Here is an 18,872-nt window from a genome sequence, read left to right on the forward strand (position 1 = left end):
CGATCAGTCGTTTGCGGGCTTGGCGGTCGCCGGATCGACGACGTCGGTCAGCGTGGACTTGACGGCCTTCACCTTCATGCCGGGCGCGAGTTCGACATCGACATAATGTTCATCGACGCGGGCGACCTTCCCAACCAAGCCGCCACCGGTCACCACCTGATCGCCCTTTTTGACGGCGTCGATCTTCGCCTTATGCTCCTTCATCCGCTTTTGCTGCGGGCGGATCAGCAGGAAGTAGAAGACGACGAAGATGAGGACGAGCGGCGCCATCTGCACCAGCATGGAAGCGCCGGACGATTGCTCGCCCGCGGTCTGGGCAAAGGCTGGGGTAATGAGCATTGGTGGGACTTTCGCCTTATTGTCTTGTCGTGCCGCTGGCTGTTCAATCAGCTGCGGATCAAGGGCGCGCGGCTAACACAGATGGGGATAGCGAAGCAATATGATTAGGGATTGTGAAATGAGGCAAAAAGGCTGCGCCGAAACGCTTGCATGTTCTCAAACATGCTTCTATGTGCCGCCGCTCCGGTCGGGACGTAGCGCAGCCTGGTAGCGCATCACACTGGGGGTGTGGGGGTCGGAGGTTCGAATCCTCTCGTCCCGACCAAAATCATAAATGAAGTAGCGAACTGAACGCGTTTTCGCGGGCGCTCTTCCATCCCCAACCAGAATCCAACTTTTCCTATTTCTGCTCGGCGGCAGCGATTTTTGCTGTCCTACAGCGAACCAGATGGGATAAATGATCCGCCTCATTCGGACAGAGGAGGCAGGTTAATGGATGTTGCGGCGCTGATCGATGAAGTGATTGCGCGGGAGGGCGGCTATAGCAACCACCCGGCGGATCGCGGCGGTCCTACCAATTTCGGCATCACCCAGGCCGTTGCGCGCGCCAATGGCTATGCGGGCGATATGCGACAGTTGCCACGCGCCGTGGCGGAAGCGATATACCGGCGGCTCTATTGGGAGCGGCCCGGTTATGGCTTCGTCACGGAGATCGCGCCGAATGTCGCGGGGGAGTTGTTCGACAGCACGGTCAACATGGGACCCGCGACAGCCACCCGCTTCCTGCAGCGGGCGCTCAATGCACTTAACCGCAATCAGCGGGACTATCCCGACCTGAAGGCCGACCAACTGATCGGGGCGAAAACGCTGGCGGCGCTCGGCGCCTTCATGCGGCTGCGCGGCAAGGCGGGGGAAAAGGTGCTGCTGAAGGCGATGGAGGCGCTGCAGGGGGACGCTATGTCGCGCTGGCGGAGGGCCGGCCCGCCAATGAGGCGTTTCTCTATGGGTGGCTGGCGAACCGGATCGGTTACTAATGAGCCACATCAAGCTCAGGCGGACCCGGACCGACCGAGGGACGGCGCGGGCGCGGCCGGCCTTTCTCTATGTCATGTATGGACTGCTGCTCTGGTCGGTGCCGCTTGGGCTGATTGGCGGGGCGCGGCCGGAGGTTGCAGCGGCGATCGTGCGGGCGATGCGGGCCTATTTCGAGGCGCTGCCGGAGCCGCTCTATGCGCTGTTTGGCACGGGATATCTGGGATACACTGCGGCGCGGGCCTGCGGGAAGGTCAAGGGGGTCGAGCGGTAGGATGACGGCCCCTCTCGCTCTCCTTGGAAGGGCGAGGGAATTGAAACGCACTGCACCCCATAAATGAGAGGGGCCGCTGGGTAGATAAGTCCCAGCGGCCCATCATTGACATGGTCACAGCGGCCGGAAGTGCCGCCCAAGGAAAACGTGGATCGCGCTATCTTCGCGAGTATGAGACGTCCTTCGCGACATATCGCGTGTCAGATGTCCCAATGCTGAAGAAGATCGACGCTGACGGCGTCGCTCAGCGGCGCGTTTCCCGAATGGACTTGACCGACCTCACTGCTGAACCATGAGACATCGGATCACCTCCTTTCGACTGTTGAAGCCCCGCGCGGCCCATCTTGGAAAACCATCCTAGACCTGGCCACGAGATGGACTGTGAATCAGACGGAAGACATGATCAAGTCTTGTAAAATTCTTTTTTGGAATCATACTAGCGCGTCCGTCCGAAAAGCCGATCTGGTGCTTGGCACGGCAATCGGCCCACAAGATATGCGAGAAGCACGCTTTAGCGGCGGCAATCCTCTATGACGCGGCCAACCTCTGCCCAGGCGGGTATGATGAGCGTATCGAGCCCTTGCACTTCCACAGCGAAACGGCCGCGGCTGTAAGCGATCTGATCGAGCGCCGCGTCACTGGCGGCACGAGTGGCAATCGTGCCGGAAGGCGAGGCGGCGGCGGGCCAGTTGACGGCGCCGTAGCTGGTGCGCAAGGTCATCGCCACCTGGCCGGCTCCCGCGCGGAGCAGGCTGATGCGGCCGGCCGCAGGGTCGCAGCGCAGCGTCAGCAGCGGCCCGGCCGCGGGGCTGGTGAAAAGGGCCGCCGATCCCTGCCCTTCCTGACGATAGGTCCAGTTGCCGGGCGTGGCGGGACGATATTGCCACTCGAGCGGCGCGGGAGCGGAAGCGGGCGCAGGAGCCGGAGCGGCGCGCGGCGGGACTTGCCGGGGCGCCGGGCGTTGCGCCTGATCGGGCGCGCCGACACAGGAAGGGAGCAGAAACAGCAAGGGCGCGAACGCGGCCGGGATCGGGTGAAGACGCATAATGCCGTCATGCCCGAGGCCGGGGGCGCGCTTCAACCGGAAAAGGGCCGGATGAGGCGAAGGGGCGTTGGCGAGGGGAAGGCCCCCGGCAGACTTGTCCTTATTCCCAGATGCAAGCGCTCTTCGACTTGCCGCCAAGGACAGGCTCGTGGCGAACGGCGACCAGGAGCCGTCCAGGGCTAAGGAGGCGCATCTCTCAGCGTGCAAAACAAGCGCCGCGCCATTGACAGTTTCCCGCCGAATCGCTAGGGGCTGGCCCATCCCGGACACGCTGGTGAGCGGCGGTGCATGGCACTGGCCGTCTTTTTTGCGTCTCGGGGGCTATCGAATCGGCCGAAGTCCTTCTAGGGCTCCGGCCTGGACGCTTTGAGATGGGACGGCGCCAACCGCCCCGTGGAGCAGGAGTACAGATTACCATGGCACGTATTGCGGGTGTCAACATCCCGACCAACAAGCGCGTGATCATCGCGCTCACCTACATTCACGGCATCGGTCGCAAGACCGCCGTCGATCTGGCCGACAAGCTGGGCATCGACCACGGCCGCCGCGTTCAGGACCTGTCGGACGCCGAAGTCCTGCAGATTCGCGAAGCCATCGACGCCGACCTTACCGTTGAAGGCGACCTGCGCCGCGAAACCGCGATGAACATCAAGCGCCTGATGGACCTGGCCTGCTATCGCGGCCTGCGTCATCGCAAGGGCCTGCCGGTCCGCGGCCAGCGCACGCACACCAATGCGCGCACCCGCAAGGGCAAGGCGAAGCCGATCGCCGGCAAGAAGAAGTAATCGTTGAGGGTCGGCCCTTCGGCTTGACCCTCCGGCGACTTCTGCTTTTAAACGATTTCAGTAGGATAGAGCAAAATGGCACGCGAACCCCAGCGCATTAAGCGCCGCGAACGCAAGAACATCTCGGCCGGCGTGGCGCACGTCAACGCCAGCTTCAACAACACCATGGTGACCATCACCGACGCCCAGGGCAATGCGATCAGCTGGTCCTCGGCCGGCATGATGGGCTTCAAGGGCAGCCGTAAATCGACCCCTTATGCCGCGCAGGTTTGCGCCGAAGACGCTGGCCGCAAGGCCGCCGAACATGGCGTGCGCACCCTGGAAGTCGAAGTGAAGGGCCCCGGTTCGGGCCGTGAATCGGCTCTTCGCGCGTTGCAGGCCGTTGGCTTCCACATCACCTCCATCCGCGACGTGACGCCGATCCCGCACAACGGCGTGCGTCCTTCCAAGCGCCGCCGCGTCTAACTCCGGCGCGAGGCTTGCCGGGCGGCGGACGCGCCGCCCGCTCACCCGTTTGCATCGGCCGGAACGTCCTGTCGGGTCAGGATTTCAGCGTTACCGGCCTCATCCCTAGGGGAAATACATGACTGTCAACATGAAGAACTGGCAGGAATTGAAGAAGCCCAACAGCCTGGAGATCAAGGCGGCGGGCGACGGCAAGCGCAAGGCGACCTTCGTCGCCGAACCGCTGGAGCGCGGCTTTGGCCTGACGCTTGGCAACGCGCTGCGCCGGGTTCTTCTCTCCTCGCTCCAGGGCGCGGCGGTCACCTCGATCAAGATCGAGAACGTCCTGCACGAATTCTCCTCCCTCGCCGGTGTGCGTGAGGACGTCACGGACATCGTCCTCAACATCAAGCAGGTTGCGCTGCGCATGGAAGGCGACGGTCCTCGCCGTCTCCAGCTGTCCGCCACTGGCCCCGGCGAAGTGCGCGCGGGTGACATCACCACCGTCGGCGACATCGAAGTGATGAACCCCGACCTGGTGATCTGTCACCTGGACCAGGGCGCGACGCTGAACATGGAACTGACTGCTGACATCGGCAAGGGCTATGTCCCCGCCGTCGCCAACCGTCCGGCCGACGCGCCGATCGGCCTTATCCCGATCGACGCGCTCTACTCGCCGGTCCGTCAGGTCGCCTACAAGGTGGACAACACCCGCGTCGGCCAGGAACTGGACTATGACAAGCTGTCGCTGACCGTCGAAACCGACGGCACCGTCACGCCGGAAGACGCGGTGGCCTATGCCGCGCGCATCCTGCAGGACCAACTCCAGCTGTTCGTCCACTTCGAAGACGCGCTGCCCGTCGCCGCTCCGGCTGCTGGCGCTGCTGCTTCGGCCGCTGCCGAGGGCGAGAGCGACACCAACCAGATCAACCGCTACCTGCTCAAGAAGGTGGACGAGCTGGAACTGTCGGTCCGTTCGGCAAACTGCCTCAAGAACGACAACATCATCTATATCGGCGATCTGGTTCAGAAGACTGAAGCCGAGATGCTGCGCACCCCCAATTTCGGCCGCAAGTCGCTGAACGAAATCAAGGAAGTGCTGTCGTCCATGGGTCTGCGTCTGGGGATGGACATCCCCGGCTGGCCGCCGGAAAATATCGAGGAAATGGCCAAGAAGCTCGAACAGGAGCTACTGGGCTGATCCAAACTCGTCACCCCAGCGCACGCTGGGGTCTCGGGCCACACGGGCGACCTTGGGGCAGGAGATCCCAGCTTTCGCTGGGATGACGAATTATGGGCTGATGGGCGGTGGCCCTGAACACCGCCTGGTCTGGGCTACCTTACACGGGCCCTTAACGAACGAAGGAAGAAGATATGCGTCACAAGGTTGGTCATCGTAAGCTGCAGCGCAGCGCCGGGCATCGTAACTCGCTGCTCCGCAACCTCGCCGCTTCGCTCATCAAGCATGAGCAGATCCTGACGACCACGCCCAAGGCGAAGGAACTGCGTCCTTACGTCGAAAAGCTGATCACCCTCGCCAAGAAGGGTGGCCTGTCGAACCGCCGTCTGGCCCATGCCCGTCTGCAGGACGACACCCAGTTGACCAAGCTGTTCGAAGTTCTGGCCGAGCGCTACAAGGATCGCAACGGCGGCTACACCCGCGTGATTAAGGCCGGCATCCGCGCTTCGGACGCGGCGCCGATCGCGATCATCGAACTGGTCGATCGTGATGTCGATGCGAAGGGTCAGGATTCGGGTCCGGTCCAGAACGCCGACGCGGACGAGCTGGAAGCGGCCTGATAGGCACATCCGCTTTACCAAAGGCGGATCAATAGATTAGACACAGGCCATGGCTCAATCGAGCCGTGGCCTGTTTCATTTTCAACGATACGAACGGGAGAGATGCGCGCTTTTCGGCTGCTACTGGCATCGCTGGTCCTGCTCGCGGCGGCCTCCCCCGCTGCAGCCGAACCCGATGCGGTCGCCGCAGATCGCGGCGGCGCGCTGCGCTATCCGGTGGCCAAGCGGACGGACCTGGTCGAGGAGCATTTCGGCATAAAGGTAGCCGATCCCTATCGCTGGCTGGAAAATGACGTGCGCACCGACCCGGCCGTACGCGACTGGGTGGCGCGGGAAAACGCGCTCACCCGCCGGTCGCTCGACGCGTTGCCGGGGCGCGAGATCCTGCGCAAGCGGATCGAGGCGCTGTTCTCCCACGGCCGCTTCACCCTGCCGCGCAAGGCCGGGAAGCGCTATTTCTACGGCTATAATAGCGGGCTGGAACGGCAGACCCCGCTCTATGTGCGGGAGGGGCTGAACGGGGCCCAACGGCTGGTGATCGATCCCAATAGCTGGGCGGAGGACGGCGGAGTGGCGCTTGCCGAATGGGCGCCCTCCCCCGACGGCCGCCGCCTGCTCTATGCGGTTCAGGAGGCGGGCAGCGACTGGCGCACGCTCAAGATACTGGACGTCGACAGCGGCAAGGTGCTGGACGATCGGATCGAATGGGTGAAATTCTCGCAACTGGCCTGGGACGGGCGGAGCGAGGGATTTTTCTACGCGCGTTTCGCCGCGCCGCAGGAAGCCTATCGCTCGGAAAATCTGGGGCAGCAGATCTTCTATCATCGCCTGGGACAGGCGCAGGCGCAGGATGTGCTGGTCTATGCGACGCCGGATCGGCCCAAGCTCGGCCATATGGCGCAGGTGACGGGCGACGGGCGCTGGCTGCTGGTCAGTTCCTTCGAGGGCACCGATCCGCGCCGCGAATTTCGGGTGGCGGAGCTGACCGGCGGGCGGCTGAAGCTGCGGGCGCTGGTGCGGGGGATCGCCAACGACTGGCGGCTGATCGGCAGCCGGGGATCAACGCTCTATTTCATCACGGACCTGAATGCGCCGCATCGGCGGGTGGTCGCAATCGATGCGCGCCACCGCTGGCGGGACCTGCGGGAAGTGGTGCCGGAGCGAAAGGACAGCCTGGCCGGCGGCGCGCTGGTCGGCAACCGGCTGATCCTGGCCTATGCGACCGATGCGCAGACGGTGGCGGAACTGGTCGAGCTGGACGGACGGCGCGTGAGCGACGTGCCGCTGCCAGGAGTGGGCACGGCCGCGGGCTTTTCGGGGCGGGACGGTGATCCGGAAACCTTCTTTAGCTTTTCCGGTTTCGTGAGCCCGGCGAGCATCTACCGCTTCGATACGGCGACCATGCGCTACGACCTGTTCGCGCGGCCGGAGTTGCCCTTCGACCCGGAGCAGTTCGGTATCGAACAGGTGAGCTATCCGTCGAAGGACGGCACGCTGATCCCGATGACGATCATCCGCAAGAAGGCGCTGGCGCTGTCGAAAACCCCCGCGCCGACGATCCTGTACGGCTATGGCGGTTTCAACATATCGCTGACGCCCGGCTATTCGGCGACACGGCTCGCCTGGCTGGAACAGGGCGGCGTCTATGCGGTCGCGAACCTGCGCGGCGGCGGAGAATATGGCCGCGCCTGGTATGATGCCGGGCGGGCGGCGAACAAGCAGAATGTGTTCGACGATTTCATCGCGGCGGGCGAGTGGCTGAAGGCACAGGGCTATACGTCCAGGGACGGGCTGGCGATCGAGGGGCGGTCCAATGGCGGGCTGCTGGTGGGGGCGGTGGTGAACCAGCGGCCCGACCTGTTCGCCGCCGCGCTCCCGGCGGTGGGCGTGATGGACATGCTGCGCTTCGACCGCTTCACGGCCGGGCGCTACTGGATCGAGGATTACGGGTCGCCGGATCGCGAAGCGGACTTCCGGCTGCTGCGTGCCTATTCGCCCTATCATAATATCCGCGAGGGGCAGGATTATCCGGCGATCCTGGTGAGCACCGCCGATACCGACGACCGCGTGGTGCCGGCGCACAGCTTCAAATATGCCGCCGCGTTGCAGGCGGCGAACCTTGGCCCCAAGCCGCGACTGCTGCGCGTGGACACCCGCGCGGGACATGGATCGGGCAAGCCTATCGACAAGCTGATCGAAGAATACGCCGATAGCTACGCCTTCGCGGCCTATCATACGGGGCTCAAGATCCGCGCAGCGCCCTGATCAGCGTTCAGCCGCGCGACAGCCGGTCGGGTGTAGGAGCCTCCCCGCAATGAAGAGGAGCCACCGGGATGACGGGCAAAGCGGGTTGGATCAAGGGATCGGTGCTGGCCGCAGCGCTGCTGGCGAGCGGCGTAGCGGTAGCGCAGGGCTATCAGCCGCGGCAAAGCGACCCGCAGGAACAGGACGACTGGCCGGACGACGCCCAGCCCTCCGCGCCCGATGACTCCGAGAGCCAGGCCGCCCAGCCCCGCGCCGACGATGATTTCTCAGACGTCGCGGCGAAAGACCCCAACCAATCGGACTCCGACCCACGCGATGATCGTCTCCGCCGCCAGGATGCCGTGACCCAGGCCGAGCCCGAGGAGGACGAGGACGCGATCACCAGCTGTGCCCTTGCCGCCCGGGAAGAGGCCGAACGCGATGGCGGCTATGCCGAGGTTCGCCAGGTGCAGGAGCCGCGCGAAACCCGGAACGGCTATGATGTGGAAGGCGATATCGAGGTCCGCTCCGGCTGGCGGACGCAGGACGGCAGATCGCGGCATTTCACCTGCTCCATCCAGAACGGCCGGATCGCGAACGTCTATGTCCGTCGGGAGCCCGCGCCGCGCTGATCGGCCACTGCTTCAAACGGCAATTCACTTCCCCAATGGAGTCATGACCGCTTTCGAATGCGTTGAAGACAGACCTTTCCGCGTCTGACAGGCTTCTTTCCTGTTTCCGCCCGATGTTCCGCATTGCGTGAAGCTTTGCCCGAGGCTAGCTGCCGCACGGCAGAAAATGGGGCGGCAGGGAAAAGCTATCATGTTGCGCGGAATATTTCGTCTTGGGGTGGCGGGCTGCCTTGCATCCTGCGCGAGCGTGGCTGCGGCCGCTCCTGCCGCCAGGACTATCGACAAGGCGGACACGCTGCTGCTGATCCTTGGCGCCGCGCTTGTTCTGTTTATGACATTGCCGGGCCTGGCGCTTTTCTATGGCGGGCTGGTGCGCGCGAAAAATTTCCTGTCGGTGCTGATGCACTGTTTCGGGCTCGCGGCGCTGGCGTCGATCCTGTGGTTCCTCTTTGTCTATAGCCTCGCGTTCCGGGGCGATAATCCGTTCATTGGCGACCTGTCTGCAATCGGGCTCAATGGGCTGAGCGCCATCCGCGAAGGGCTGACCGTGCCCGAAAATGTCTTTGCGCTTTATCAGATGACGTTCGCGATCATCACGCCCGCGCTGATCGTCGGTGCGTTTCCCGAGCGGGTGCGGTTTGGCTGGCTGATGCTGTTTTCCGCACTGTGGCTGGTGCTGGTCTATGCCCCGACCGCGCATTGGCTGTGGGATAATGGCTGGTTGGCGCAATCGGGCGCGCGGGACTTTGCGGGCGGCATCGTGGTTCATACCACGGCGGGCATCGCAGCGCTGGTGATGGCGATCATGATCGGGCCGCGGAAGGGCTTCCCCAATTCGATGATACCGCCGCACAGCCCGGCGATGACGATGATCGGCGCAGGCATGCTGTGGGTCGGCTGGTTCGGTTTCAACGGCGGATCGGCTCTGGTCGCCGATGGTGCGGCAGGCTCCGCCATCATCGCAACGCATCTGGCTGCGTCGTCGGCGGCGCTCACTTGGGCAGCGGCCGAGCATCTGAAGATCGGCAAGCCGACGTCGATCGGCGTCGTGACCGGCGCGGTGGCGGGGCTGGCGACGATCACGCCTGCTGCCGGATATGTTTCACCCACGGGCGCGGTCATCATCGGGATTCTTGGCTCGCTTGTCTGCTTCGCCGCCGTGCTGGGGGTGAAGCATCGCTGGAAGGTGGACGACAGCCTTGACGTGTTCGCCGTTCACGGCGTGGGCGGGATGCTGGGCTCGATCCTGCTCGCGGTCTTCGCCAGCGAAACGCTGGGCGGCACCGGATTGGGCACCGGCCTGAGCGTTGGGAGTCAATTGCTGGTGCAGGCGGAAGCGGTGCTGATCGTCGCCCTTTGGTCGGCAGTCGCGACACTGATCGTGGCGCGGGCGGCGGCCCTGCTTCTGCCGATGCGGGTCAATGCCGAGCAGGAACATGACGGTCTTGACCTCAGCCTTCATGGCGAGAGGGCTTATGAGTTCGATTGAGCGCATATAAGCGGAGCGGACATCGGCGGCGCTGAACGGCCCCTTGGCATCCGCCGCCCATGGCTCTAGCGCAGCCTCATGTCCTCTCCCCCTGCCCCTCCCCGCGCGGCGATCGCCTTCATCCTGGTGACCGCACTGCTCGACGTCATGTCGATGGGGATCATCATCCCGGTGCTGCCGCAACTGATCGAGCAGCTTTCCGGGTCGACCAGTGCGGCGGGATTGTGGAACGGGCTGTTCGTGGCGCTGTGGGCGGCGATGCAGTTTCTCTGTTCGCCGGTGATCGGTTCGCTGTCCGACCGTTTCGGGCGACGGCCGGTGATCCTGATTTCAGTCGCTGGGCTGGCGCTCGACTTCCTGCTGATGGCGGTTGCGCCCAATCTGTGGTGGCTGGCGCTGGGCCGCATTTTGGCAGGCGTCACATCGTCCAGCTTTACATCGACATTCGCCTATATGGCCGACATCACCCCGCCTGACAAAAGGGCGCGCGGCTATGGGCTGATCGGCGCGGCGTTCAGCGGCGGCTTCGTCGCCGGGCCGCTGTTGGGCGGAGTGCTGGGCGAGATTTCGGTGCGCGCGCCCTTCTGGGCGGCGGCGGGGCTGTCCGCCCTCGCCTTCTTCTATGGGCTGTTTGTGCTGCCCGAATCACTGGCGCGCGAGAAGCGCATGGAATTTTCCTGGAAGCGCGCCAACCCCTTCGGCGCGCTCAAGCTGCTGCGGTCGCATCCGGAACTGTCGAGCCTCTCCATCGTCAATTTCCTGCTTTATTTCGCGCATCACCTCTTTTCGGCGGTGTTCGTGCTCTATGCGGGCGACCGCTATGGCTGGGGCGCGTGGCAGGTAGGGACGTTGCTGGCGCTGGTGGGCCTGATGGATATGGGTGTGCAGGGCATATTGGTGGGCCCGGTGGTGAAGCGGCTGGGCGACCGGGCGACGATGGTCGCGGGCCTCGGCTTCGGCGCGGTCGGCATAGCGGCGATGGGACTGGCCCCGACCGGCTGGCTGTTCGTGGCGGCCATGTTCCCCAATGCGCTCTGGGGCCTTGCCATGCCGACGATCCAGTCGCTGATGACACAGCGCGTGTCGGAAACCGAGCAGGGCCAGTTGCAGGGCGCGAACAACAGCGTCGGGTCGATCGCGGGCATTTTGTCGCCGCTCTTTTTCGGCGCCATCTATTCCATGTCGGTGGGACCGGGCCCGATGCTGCCCTTCATAGGCAGCGCCTTCCTGATCGCGGCGGCGGTGCTGGCGGGCGCGGCGCTGCTGGGATGGGCGGCCGGGCGTGAGGGGAAGGCCAAGGTGTTCTTGTAACGGTTTTCTTGACCGTTTCTCGACTGCGCTCGAAACGAACGGAGGCAGGAAACTGGACATATGGCCGCCCAGAGACTAACCGCGCGGCATCCCATTCTCTCCGGTTCGTAAAGGCGATTCGATGACGCTGCCCCTTCAGGATTCCATCCTTATCGTGGACTTCGGCAGCCAGGTGACGCAGCTGATCGCCCGGCGCGTGCGTGAAGCGGGCGTCTATTCCGAAATCGCGCCGTTCAACAGCGCCGCCGAAGCCTTCAAGCGACTGCAGCCCAAGGGCATCATCCTGTCGGGCGGCCCCTCCTCCGTCATGTGGGAGGACAGCCCGCGCGCACCGCAGGCTTTCTTCGAAGCGGGCATCCCGATCCTGGGCATCTGCTACGGTCAGCAGACGATGATGCAGCAGATGGGCGGCCAGGTGGAAGGCGGCGAGAGCGGCGAGTTCGGCCGCGCCTTCATCGAGGTGAAGAAGCGCTGCGCCCTGTTCGACGGCCTGTGGGCAGAAGGCGAACGGCATCAGGTGTGGATGAGCCATGGCGACAAGGTGACCAAGCTGGCGCCCGGTTTCGAAGTGGTTGCGGTGAGCGAGGGCGCGCCCTTCGCCATGACGGCCAATGAGGAAAAGCGTTTCTACGCCACGCAATTCCACCCCGAGGTCGTGCACACCCCTGATGGGGCCAAGCTGCTCGCCAATTTCGTGCGCCATGTCTGCGGCCTGAAGGGCGACTGGACGATGGCCGAATTCCGCGCGACCAAGATCGCCGAGATCCGCGAGCAGGTCGGCGACGGCAAGGTGATCTGCGGCCTGTCGGGCGGCGTCGATAGCGCGGTGGCCGCGGTGCTGATCCATGAGGCGATCGGCGACCAGCTGACCTGCGTCTTCGTCGATCATGGCCTGATGCGCAGCGGCGAGGCGGAGCAGGTCGTATCGCTGTTCCGGGGCAGCTATAATATCCCGCTGGTCCATGTGAACGCGGAAACGCTGTTCATGAAGGGGCTGGAAGGCGTCACCGATCCGGAAGCCAAGCGCAAGTTCATCGGCAAGACCTTCATCGACGTGTTCGAGGATGAGGCGCGGAAGATCGGCGGGGCCGGTTTCCTGGCGCAGGGCACGCTCTATCCCGACGTGATCGAGAGCGTGAGCTTCACCGGCGGCCCTTCGGTGACGATCAAGAGCCATCATAATGTGGGTGGCCTGCCCGAGCGCATGAACATGAAGCTGGTCGAGCCGCTGCGCGAGCTGTTCAAGGACGAAGTGCGCGCGCTGGGCCGCGAACTAGGGCTGCCGGAAATCTTCGTCGGCCGCCACCCCTTCCCCGGGCCGGGCCTCGCCATCCGCATTCCGGGCGAGGTCAGCAAGGAACGCTGCGATATCCTGCGCAAGGCCGACGCCATCTATCTGGAGGAAATCCGCAACGCGGGCCTTTACGACGCGATCTGGCAGGCCTTCGCCGTGCTGCTGCCGGTGCGGACGGTCGGCGTGATGGGCGACCACCGCACCTATGACAGCGTCTGCGCGCTGCGGGCGGTGACATCGACGGACGGCATGACGGCAGACATCTATCCGTTCGACGCCTCCTTCCTCAGCCGCGTGGCGACGCGGATCATCAACGAGGTCAAGGGCATCAACAGGGTGTGCTATGACTTCACATCCAAGCCACCGGGCACGATCGAGTGGGAATAAACCGGATTAAGTGACCGTCCGGGGGACGGTCATCCGGTTTATTCGGCACCGTAAGGTGCCGCAGCCTCGTACGCTGACGAAAGGCTTCGACAGGCTGATCCCGAACGGGGATATGTTCGGGATGCTATACTCCGGGCTTGAGAGCCATTACCTCTCACCCCATGACCAGCGCTCCCATCGGCCATCCCGTCTATCGGGACATGCCAGCGACCATCTTCGAGAAAATGTCGGCACGCGCGCGGGAGACGGGCGCGATCAATCTGGGCCAAGGTTTCCCCGACGCGCAGGGGCCGGACGATATCCTCAGCGCCGCTGCCGATGCGCTGCTCAACCGATCCAACCAATATCCGCCGAGCGCCGGCCTGCCCGAATTGCGGCAAGCGGTGGCGGCCCATTATGGGCGGCACCAGGACCTGGATTTGCGCACGGAGGAGGTGATCGTGACGTCCGGCGCGACGGAGGCGATCGCGGCGAGCCTGTTCGCGCTGGTGCAGCCGGGCGATGAGGTGCTGCTGCTCGCGCCGCTATATGACGCCTATCTCCCGCTGGTGGAGCGCGCGGGCGGCGTCGCGCGGGTGGTGCGGCTCATGCCTCCCGACTGGTGGATCAGGCGAGAGGCGCTGGAGGCGGCGGTCGGGCCGCGCACGCGCCTGCTGATCTTCAACAATCCGCTCAATCCCAGTGGCAGCGTGGCGACGCAGGAGGAGTTGGCGATGCTGGCGTCCTTTTGCGTGGATCATGATCTGATCGCGATCTGCGACGAGGTTTGGGAGCATGTGACGTTCGACGGCATCCGGCATCAGCCCTTGATGGCGTTCCCCGGCATGCGCGAGCGGACCGTGAAGATCGGATCGGCGGGCAAGATTTTTTCGCTTACGGGCTGGAAGATCGGCTGGATGTGCGCGGCGGCGCCCCTCGCCACGCTGCTAGGTCGGGCGCATCAGTTCCTGACCTTCACCAGCGCACCGAGCCTGCAATGGGCGGTGGCCGAGGGGCTGGGCAAGCCGGACGCGTGGTTCGCCGCGATGCGCGCGGATTATCAGGCGTCGCGCGACCGGCTGGTGAACGGGCTGCGCGGCGCAGGCTATGCCGTTAAGGAGAGCGCGGCGACATGGTTCGTGACGCTCGACCTGACGGCGTCGGGCATCGGCCTGGACGATGTCAGCTTTTGCGAGCGGATCATCGGCGAGGCGGGGGTCGCGGCGATCCCGATTTCGGCCTTCTATCCCGACGCTGCCGTCACCCATCTGGTGCGTCTGTGCTTTTCCAAGAGCGACGCGGTGATCGATGGGGCGGTCGCGCGGCTGGGCAGGTTCCGGGCGTCGATCGGCTGACCGCAACAAGACTTGCGGGGACCGGCCTGGGTCGCTAGGTTCACCTTTCGTTCCATAAGGGGGATCATCATGGACAGCCTGGCCGTTATCTTATGCCTCGCGGCGCTCGTTGCCGGGCTGGGGCTCGGCTGGCTGCTGCGTGGCAAGGCGGTGGCGCCGCTGGCTGCGGAGAAGGTGGAGCTTGCGGGTAAGCTGGGCCAAGCCGAGGCGCAGCGGAACGGCGCGCTGCAGGAGTTGGTGGTGGCGCAGGAACGGGCGGTGCAGGCGGGCGACCTGGCGCGGCGGCTAGACGATGAGCGGGCGGCGCGGGGCCTTGTCGAACGCGAACTGGCGGCGCTGCGGTCCGAGGCACAGGCGCGAGCCGAGGCGTTCGAAGCGCAGATCGCGGCGCTGAAGGATGCGAAGGAGCAGTTGTCGGCGCAGTTCAGCGAGATCGGCGGCAAACTGCTCCATCAGGCGCAGAGCCATTTTCTAGAGCGTGCCGACCAGCGGCTGGCGCAGGCGCATGAGAAGAGCGAGGCGCAGCTCAAGCAGTTGCTGCACCCCGTCAACGAGACGATCCAGCGCTACGATCAGAAGATCAGCCAGATCGAGCAGCAGCGGACGGAGGCATACGGCATCCTGCGCGGCGAGATCGAATCGATGAAGTCGGGGCAGGAAGCCGTGCGCGCCGAAGCGCAGCGGCTCGTCGATTCGCTTCGTCATGCGCCCAAGGCGCGGGGCCGCTGGGGTGAGCAGCAGTTGCGCAATGTGCTGGAGACGTGCGGGCTGTCCGAGTATGTCGATTTCCACACCGAGGTGAGCGTCGAGGGCGAGGACGGGCGGCTGCGGCCCGACGCGATCCTGCGCGTGCCGGGCGGCCGCGCACTGGTGATCGATGCCAAGGTGTCGCTGAACTCCTACCAGGACGCCTACGGGGCCGATGGCGAGGATGAAAGGAAGCGACTGCTCTCCGCCCATGCCGCGGCGATGCGCGCGCATGTCGATACGCTGGGGCGCAAAAGCTATGCCGACCAGTTCGATGAGGCGCCCGACTATGTGATCATGTTCGTGCCGGGCGAACATTTCCTCTCCGCCGCGCTGGAACATGATCCGCAACTATGGGACCATGCGTTCGGCAAGCGCGTGCTGCTGGCGACACCGACCAACCTCATCGCCATCGCCCGCACCGTTGCGGCGGTATGGCGGCAGGAGAAGATGGCGGACGAAGCCAAGCGGATCGGCGCGCTGGGCAAGGAACTGTATGAGCGGCTTGCAGGTGCGGCGGGATCGCTCAAGAAGCTGGGCAACCGGCTGACCGGGGCGGTAAGCGACTATAACAGTTTCATCGGCAGCTTTGAGAGCCGGGTGCTGGTGACGGGCCGCAAGCTGCGCGACCTCAATATCGAGACGGGCGCACGGGAATTGGAGGCGCTGGAACCGGTCGAGGCGCTGGTGCGCGAACCGGCGTCCGCCGAGGCGGTGCGCGCCCTGCCGGAGGTGGTGGCGGACGCGGCGGAGTAGGGAGGGCGATAGTTGGTTCCGTGAGGGTGGTTAGCGACCGGCCACTGTTGGGAACTCGATTAGCGGACGTCGCGTCGATGCGCAGGCCGCGTTTGCGACACCTTCAAGAATGGCCCATCTGAAAAATGGCAATAGCCGAGCACCATCATCGCGCCAGGCCACTCCGTCTTGCAGGATGCGTAGATCCAACAACGGTGAAGGGTGTCGGTCGGCGGGGAGCCTTCTTGAAGGTGCGCTCGTCGGCGTAGATGCCAACGCGCCGCCCGTTAAGCCTTGGTGTAACGACGGACTTTGCAAGGTCCGCATCGGCTTCGTTGGCGTAGATCGCTCCCCCCTACCAATACGCTGTAATCGACACGCAGGCTCCGCTTACCGCTCCACCATCGCGCGCCGCGTCGGCGAACCGAATGGGCGAGGCATTCGTGAGATTGCACGTCGTCGGATCACCCCATGCCGCGGAGATGATCTGATCGCTCAAATCCTCTTTAGCCGAAGGCGTCTGGGCCGGAAGCCGTGCCGCCAATCCTATAGCCAAAGCCATAGAGCAGATTATATGCAAGCTGTTCATCTATGCACGCTACCACGACGCAGACCGTCCGCAATCAAGTATGTCCGCATGGTCATCGAAGGGCCGAGTTTGGTCGTTAGCCGACAACTCTACCGTCATGCCGGCCTTGAGCCGCATCCCGCTTCTTCTGGTTACAATGTCAAGCGGGACCCCGAATCAAGTCCGGGGTGACGAAGAACTGGCGACCGTCATTGGTCGGTAGCCGACAACTTTCCGTCATCCAAATCTTGAGCCGGAATCCGCGTCCGATCATCGACGAAGTTATGGGATTCCGGGGTACAAAGGACTGACGGCTACTGGCCGTTTCCGCCCCATCTCCTCACCGCCAACCGGCCTTTGGGCCGGAATAGCTGCTCAGAATGATGGGTGACCCAATGGCTACAGATTCTTCCTAAAAATCCCATGTCCCGACACGGTCGCTTCACCATATTCTATTTCGCGCCGAACAGCTGATCCCGCATTCCTCATTGAATCGTTCGATTAATCGCACCTCTCCCACAAGCGGTCGTAAGCACGAACGCCCCAACAGCGCGTGAACTTCGGGGCAAAATGCCGGAACCGCCGAACATCTTGTTTCCACCGCCAATCTTCCGTAAAGGCCCCTTGTCATCTGGGGAGTAGCCAGCCGTTCGCAGAAGCGAGCGGGCCGTATGTCAACATATTTGGCCGAGAGGCCGTGGCATGCGGGATGCGGGGTGGACGGGCGAAGGCTCGGGCCGGCCGTATCGGGCGAGACCAATGGCATCGGCTCTTCCCTGTCCGGCCGGGCGGGAGGAGGCGGTGGCATTGCGTCTTCAACCCTTCGCCCGGCCCGGATCGAACCTTATGGAAGCTCTCTTCACCTCCACTGCCCTGGTCGCGCTTGCGGAAATGGGCGACAAGACGCAGCTGCTCGCCATGCTGCTCGCCACCCGCTTCAGAAAGCCGGTGCCGATCATTATGGGCATATTATTCGCGACACTGGCCAATCATTTCCTGGCGGCGCTGGTCGGTCATTCGATCGCGGGCGTGCTGACGCAGGATTGGTTCCGCTACGCCGTCGCGGCGAGCTTTATCGTGATGGCGGCCTGGACGCTGATCCCGGACAAGATCGATGAGGATGAGCCGCTGAAGGCCCCATCCAAGGCAGGCGTGTTCCTGACCACGCTGATCGCCTTTTTCCTGGTCGAGATGGGCGACAAGACGCAGGTGGCCACGGTGGCGCTGGGCGCGCGGTTCGAGAATGTCTTCGCGGTGACGGCTGGCACGACGCTGGGCATGATGATCGCCAATGTCCCGGCCGTCCTGTTCGGCGAAGCGTTGGCGAAAATGGTGCCGATGCGCGCGCTGCAGATCGGCGCGGCGCTGCTGTTCCTTGCGCTCGGCCTGTGGATGATTGCGGGTCTTCAGGGCTGGATCGCCTAAAAAGGAACATGCCCGGCCGCCCGCCTGTTGTCAGCGGGCGGCGGCTGTTGCAAGGGGAGCGCTTGCAGTCATTCCCCCAAGCAGGACAGGCATGGAACGCGTGATGAAGAACAGTCTGGTTACGGTGTTCGGCGGCGGCGGCTTCCTCGGCCGTCAGGTCGCCCAGGCGCTGATGGAGCGCGGCGCGCGCGTGCGCGTGGCGCAGCGGGACCTGGCAGGGGCGATGCGCGTGCAGCCGCTGGGGGCGCTAGGCCAGAAACAGTTCGTCGCAGCCGACATTCGCAAGCCGCAAAGCGTCGCGCGCGCGATTGCGGGCAGCGACATTGTCATCAACCTGGTGGGCGTGTTGAGCGGCGACCTCGAAGGATCGCATCATGACGGCGCGGCCAATGTCGCCAAGGCGGCGGCGGAAGCGGGCGTGCAGGCGTTGGTCCATGTCTCGGCGATCGGCGCCGATCCGCAAAGCCCATCCGAATATGGCCGGTCGAAAGCGGCTGGCGAGGCGGCGGTGAAGGCCGCCTTCCCGCAGGCGACGATCATCCGCCCATCGATCATCTTCGGCCCCGAGGATCAGTTCCTCAACCGCTTAGCCGACCTTATCAGCCGCCTGCCGGTCGTCCCGGTGATCGGCGCGGACACGAAATTCCAGCCCGTTTATGTCGCCGATGTCGCGCAGGCGATCGCCAATGCGGCCGCCAACCCCGGCCTTCATGGCGGCAAGACATTCGAGCTGGGCGGGCCGCGGCAAATCAGCATGATCGACCTCAACCGCTGGATCGCCAAGGCAATCGGCCGCGATCGCAGCCTGGTCGCCGTGCCGCCTTCGATCGCATCGACCATCGCGAGCTTTGGCTGGCTTCCGGGCGCGCCAATCACGCGCGATCAATATGCAATGCTGCAGAGGGACAATGTTGTAACGGCGGGCGCTGCTGGCCTGACCGAATTGGGCGTTTCGCCAACTCCGATGGAGGCGGTGGCCGAAAATTGGTTGGTCCGCTATCGCCGGCACGGACGCTTCGCCGGACGCGCCAAGGTCTGACGGACAGG

At 64.3% G+C, this 18,872-nt stretch carries 16 protein-coding genes, 1 tRNA gene, 1 pseudogene and 1 riboswitch; of the genes and pseudogenes, 16 read left to right on the plus strand and 2 right to left on the minus strand.

The features are described 5' to 3' along the window. Positions 1 to 3: 3 nt before the first annotated feature. A complete protein-coding gene (yajC, locus tag EP837_RS06180; RefSeq protein ID WP_066525477.1) occupies positions 4 to 339 on the minus strand; it encodes a preprotein translocase subunit YajC in 336 nt (111 codons plus the stop codon). 188 nt (positions 340 to 527) lie between these two features. On the opposite strand from yajC, the gene EP837_RS06185 reads away from it, so the two are divergent. From EP837_RS06185 to EP837_RS06195, 3 genes and pseudogenes are all read left to right on the plus strand, one after another. Continuing rightward, positions 528 to 604: transfer RNA gene (locus tag EP837_RS06185), tRNA-Pro, on the plus strand. Between the two features lie 167 nt (positions 605 to 771). Further along, a pseudogene (locus EP837_RS06190) lies at positions 772 to 1,313 on the plus strand (glycoside hydrolase family 108 protein). Next, a complete protein-coding gene (locus tag EP837_RS06195; protein ID WP_066525479.1) occupies positions 1,313 to 1,585 on the plus strand; it encodes a 3TM-type holin in 273 nt (90 codons plus the stop codon). Before EP837_RS06190 ends, EP837_RS06195 begins: the two are co-directional and overlap by 1 nt. A gap of 511 nt (positions 1,586 to 2,096) precedes the next feature. Here the strand turns inward: EP837_RS06195 and EP837_RS06205 are convergent. Continuing rightward, positions 2,097 to 2,630, minus strand: a complete 534-nt coding sequence (locus tag EP837_RS06205) for a hypothetical protein (protein ID WP_066528838.1) — start codon at positions 2,628 to 2,630, stop codon at positions 2,097 to 2,099. A 416-nt stretch (positions 2,631 to 3,046) separates the two neighbouring features. Between EP837_RS06205 and rpsM the strand changes: the two genes are divergently transcribed. The 13 genes from rpsM to EP837_RS06270 all read left to right on the plus strand — a co-directional run bounded on the left by rpsM (position 3,047) and on the right by EP837_RS06270 (position 18,864). Beyond that, a complete protein-coding gene (rpsM, locus tag EP837_RS06210; protein WP_066525485.1) occupies positions 3,047 to 3,415 on the plus strand; it encodes a 30S ribosomal protein S13 in 369 nt (122 codons plus the stop codon). 75 nt (positions 3,416 to 3,490) lie between these two features. Further along, complete coding sequence (gene rpsK / locus EP837_RS06215) at positions 3,491 to 3,880, plus strand: 30S ribosomal protein S11 (protein WP_004208752.1); 390 nt, start codon at positions 3,491 to 3,493, stop codon at positions 3,878 to 3,880. Positions 3,881 to 3,998: 118 nt separating this feature from the next. After that, positions 3,999 to 5,060, plus strand: a complete 1,062-nt coding sequence (locus EP837_RS06220; protein ID WP_066525487.1) for a DNA-directed RNA polymerase subunit alpha — start codon at positions 3,999 to 4,001, stop codon at positions 5,058 to 5,060. A 173-nt stretch (positions 5,061 to 5,233) separates the two neighbouring features. Then, a complete protein-coding gene (gene rplQ, locus EP837_RS06225) occupies positions 5,234 to 5,659 on the plus strand; it encodes a 50S ribosomal protein L17 (RefSeq protein ID WP_013847805.1) in 426 nt (141 codons plus the stop codon). A 102-nt stretch (positions 5,660 to 5,761) separates the two neighbouring features. Further along, on the plus strand, positions 5,762 to 7,924 hold the full coding sequence (locus EP837_RS06230; RefSeq protein WP_066525488.1) for a prolyl oligopeptidase family serine peptidase: 2,163 nt from the start codon (positions 5,762 to 5,764) through the stop codon (positions 7,922 to 7,924). A 68-nt stretch (positions 7,925 to 7,992) separates the two neighbouring features. After that, on the plus strand, positions 7,993 to 8,535 hold the full coding sequence (locus EP837_RS06235) for a hypothetical protein (protein ID WP_066525490.1): 543 nt from the start codon (positions 7,993 to 7,995) through the stop codon (positions 8,533 to 8,535). A gap of 190 nt (positions 8,536 to 8,725) precedes the next feature. Then, positions 8,726 to 10,024: an ammonium transporter gene (locus EP837_RS06240; RefSeq protein WP_066528841.1), complete on the plus strand. Its 1,299-nt coding sequence runs from the start codon at positions 8,726 to 8,728 to the stop codon at positions 10,022 to 10,024. 78 nt (positions 10,025 to 10,102) lie between these two features. Further along, the gene (locus EP837_RS06245) at positions 10,103 to 11,335 is read left to right on the plus strand and encodes a TCR/Tet family MFS transporter (RefSeq protein ID WP_066525492.1); all 1,233 of its coding nucleotides are present in this window, start codon (positions 10,103 to 10,105) and stop codon (positions 11,333 to 11,335) included. A gap of 121 nt (positions 11,336 to 11,456) precedes the next feature. Beyond that, positions 11,457 to 13,016, plus strand: a complete 1,560-nt coding sequence (gene guaA / locus EP837_RS06250; protein WP_066525497.1) for a glutamine-hydrolyzing GMP synthase — start codon at positions 11,457 to 11,459, stop codon at positions 13,014 to 13,016. Between the two features lie 161 nt (positions 13,017 to 13,177). Next, complete coding sequence (locus EP837_RS06255) at positions 13,178 to 14,350, plus strand: aminotransferase (RefSeq protein ID WP_066525499.1); 1,173 nt, start codon at positions 13,178 to 13,180, stop codon at positions 14,348 to 14,350. A 69-nt stretch (positions 14,351 to 14,419) separates the two neighbouring features. Then, the gene (gene rmuC / locus EP837_RS06260; RefSeq protein WP_066525502.1) at positions 14,420 to 15,853 is read left to right on the plus strand and encodes a DNA recombination protein RmuC; all 1,434 of its coding nucleotides are present in this window, start codon (positions 14,420 to 14,422) and stop codon (positions 15,851 to 15,853) included. A 1,167-nt stretch (positions 15,854 to 17,020) separates the two neighbouring features. Beyond that, positions 17,021 to 17,148: riboswitch (yybP-ykoY riboswitch) on the plus strand. A 98-nt stretch (positions 17,149 to 17,246) separates the two neighbouring features. Beyond that, a complete protein-coding gene (locus tag EP837_RS06265; protein ID WP_066525504.1) occupies positions 17,247 to 17,825 on the plus strand; it encodes a TMEM165/GDT1 family protein in 579 nt (192 codons plus the stop codon). Between the two features lie 91 nt (positions 17,826 to 17,916). After that, a complete protein-coding gene (locus EP837_RS06270) occupies positions 17,917 to 18,864 on the plus strand; it encodes a complex I NDUFA9 subunit family protein (RefSeq protein WP_066525506.1) in 948 nt (315 codons plus the stop codon). Positions 18,865 to 18,872: the final 8 nt, after the last annotated feature.

It is taken from the genome of Sphingobium sp. EP60837, from assembly GCF_001658005.1.
GTDB classification, from domain to species: Bacteria; Pseudomonadota; Alphaproteobacteria; order Sphingomonadales; family Sphingomonadaceae; genus Sphingobium; species Sphingobium tyrosinilyticum.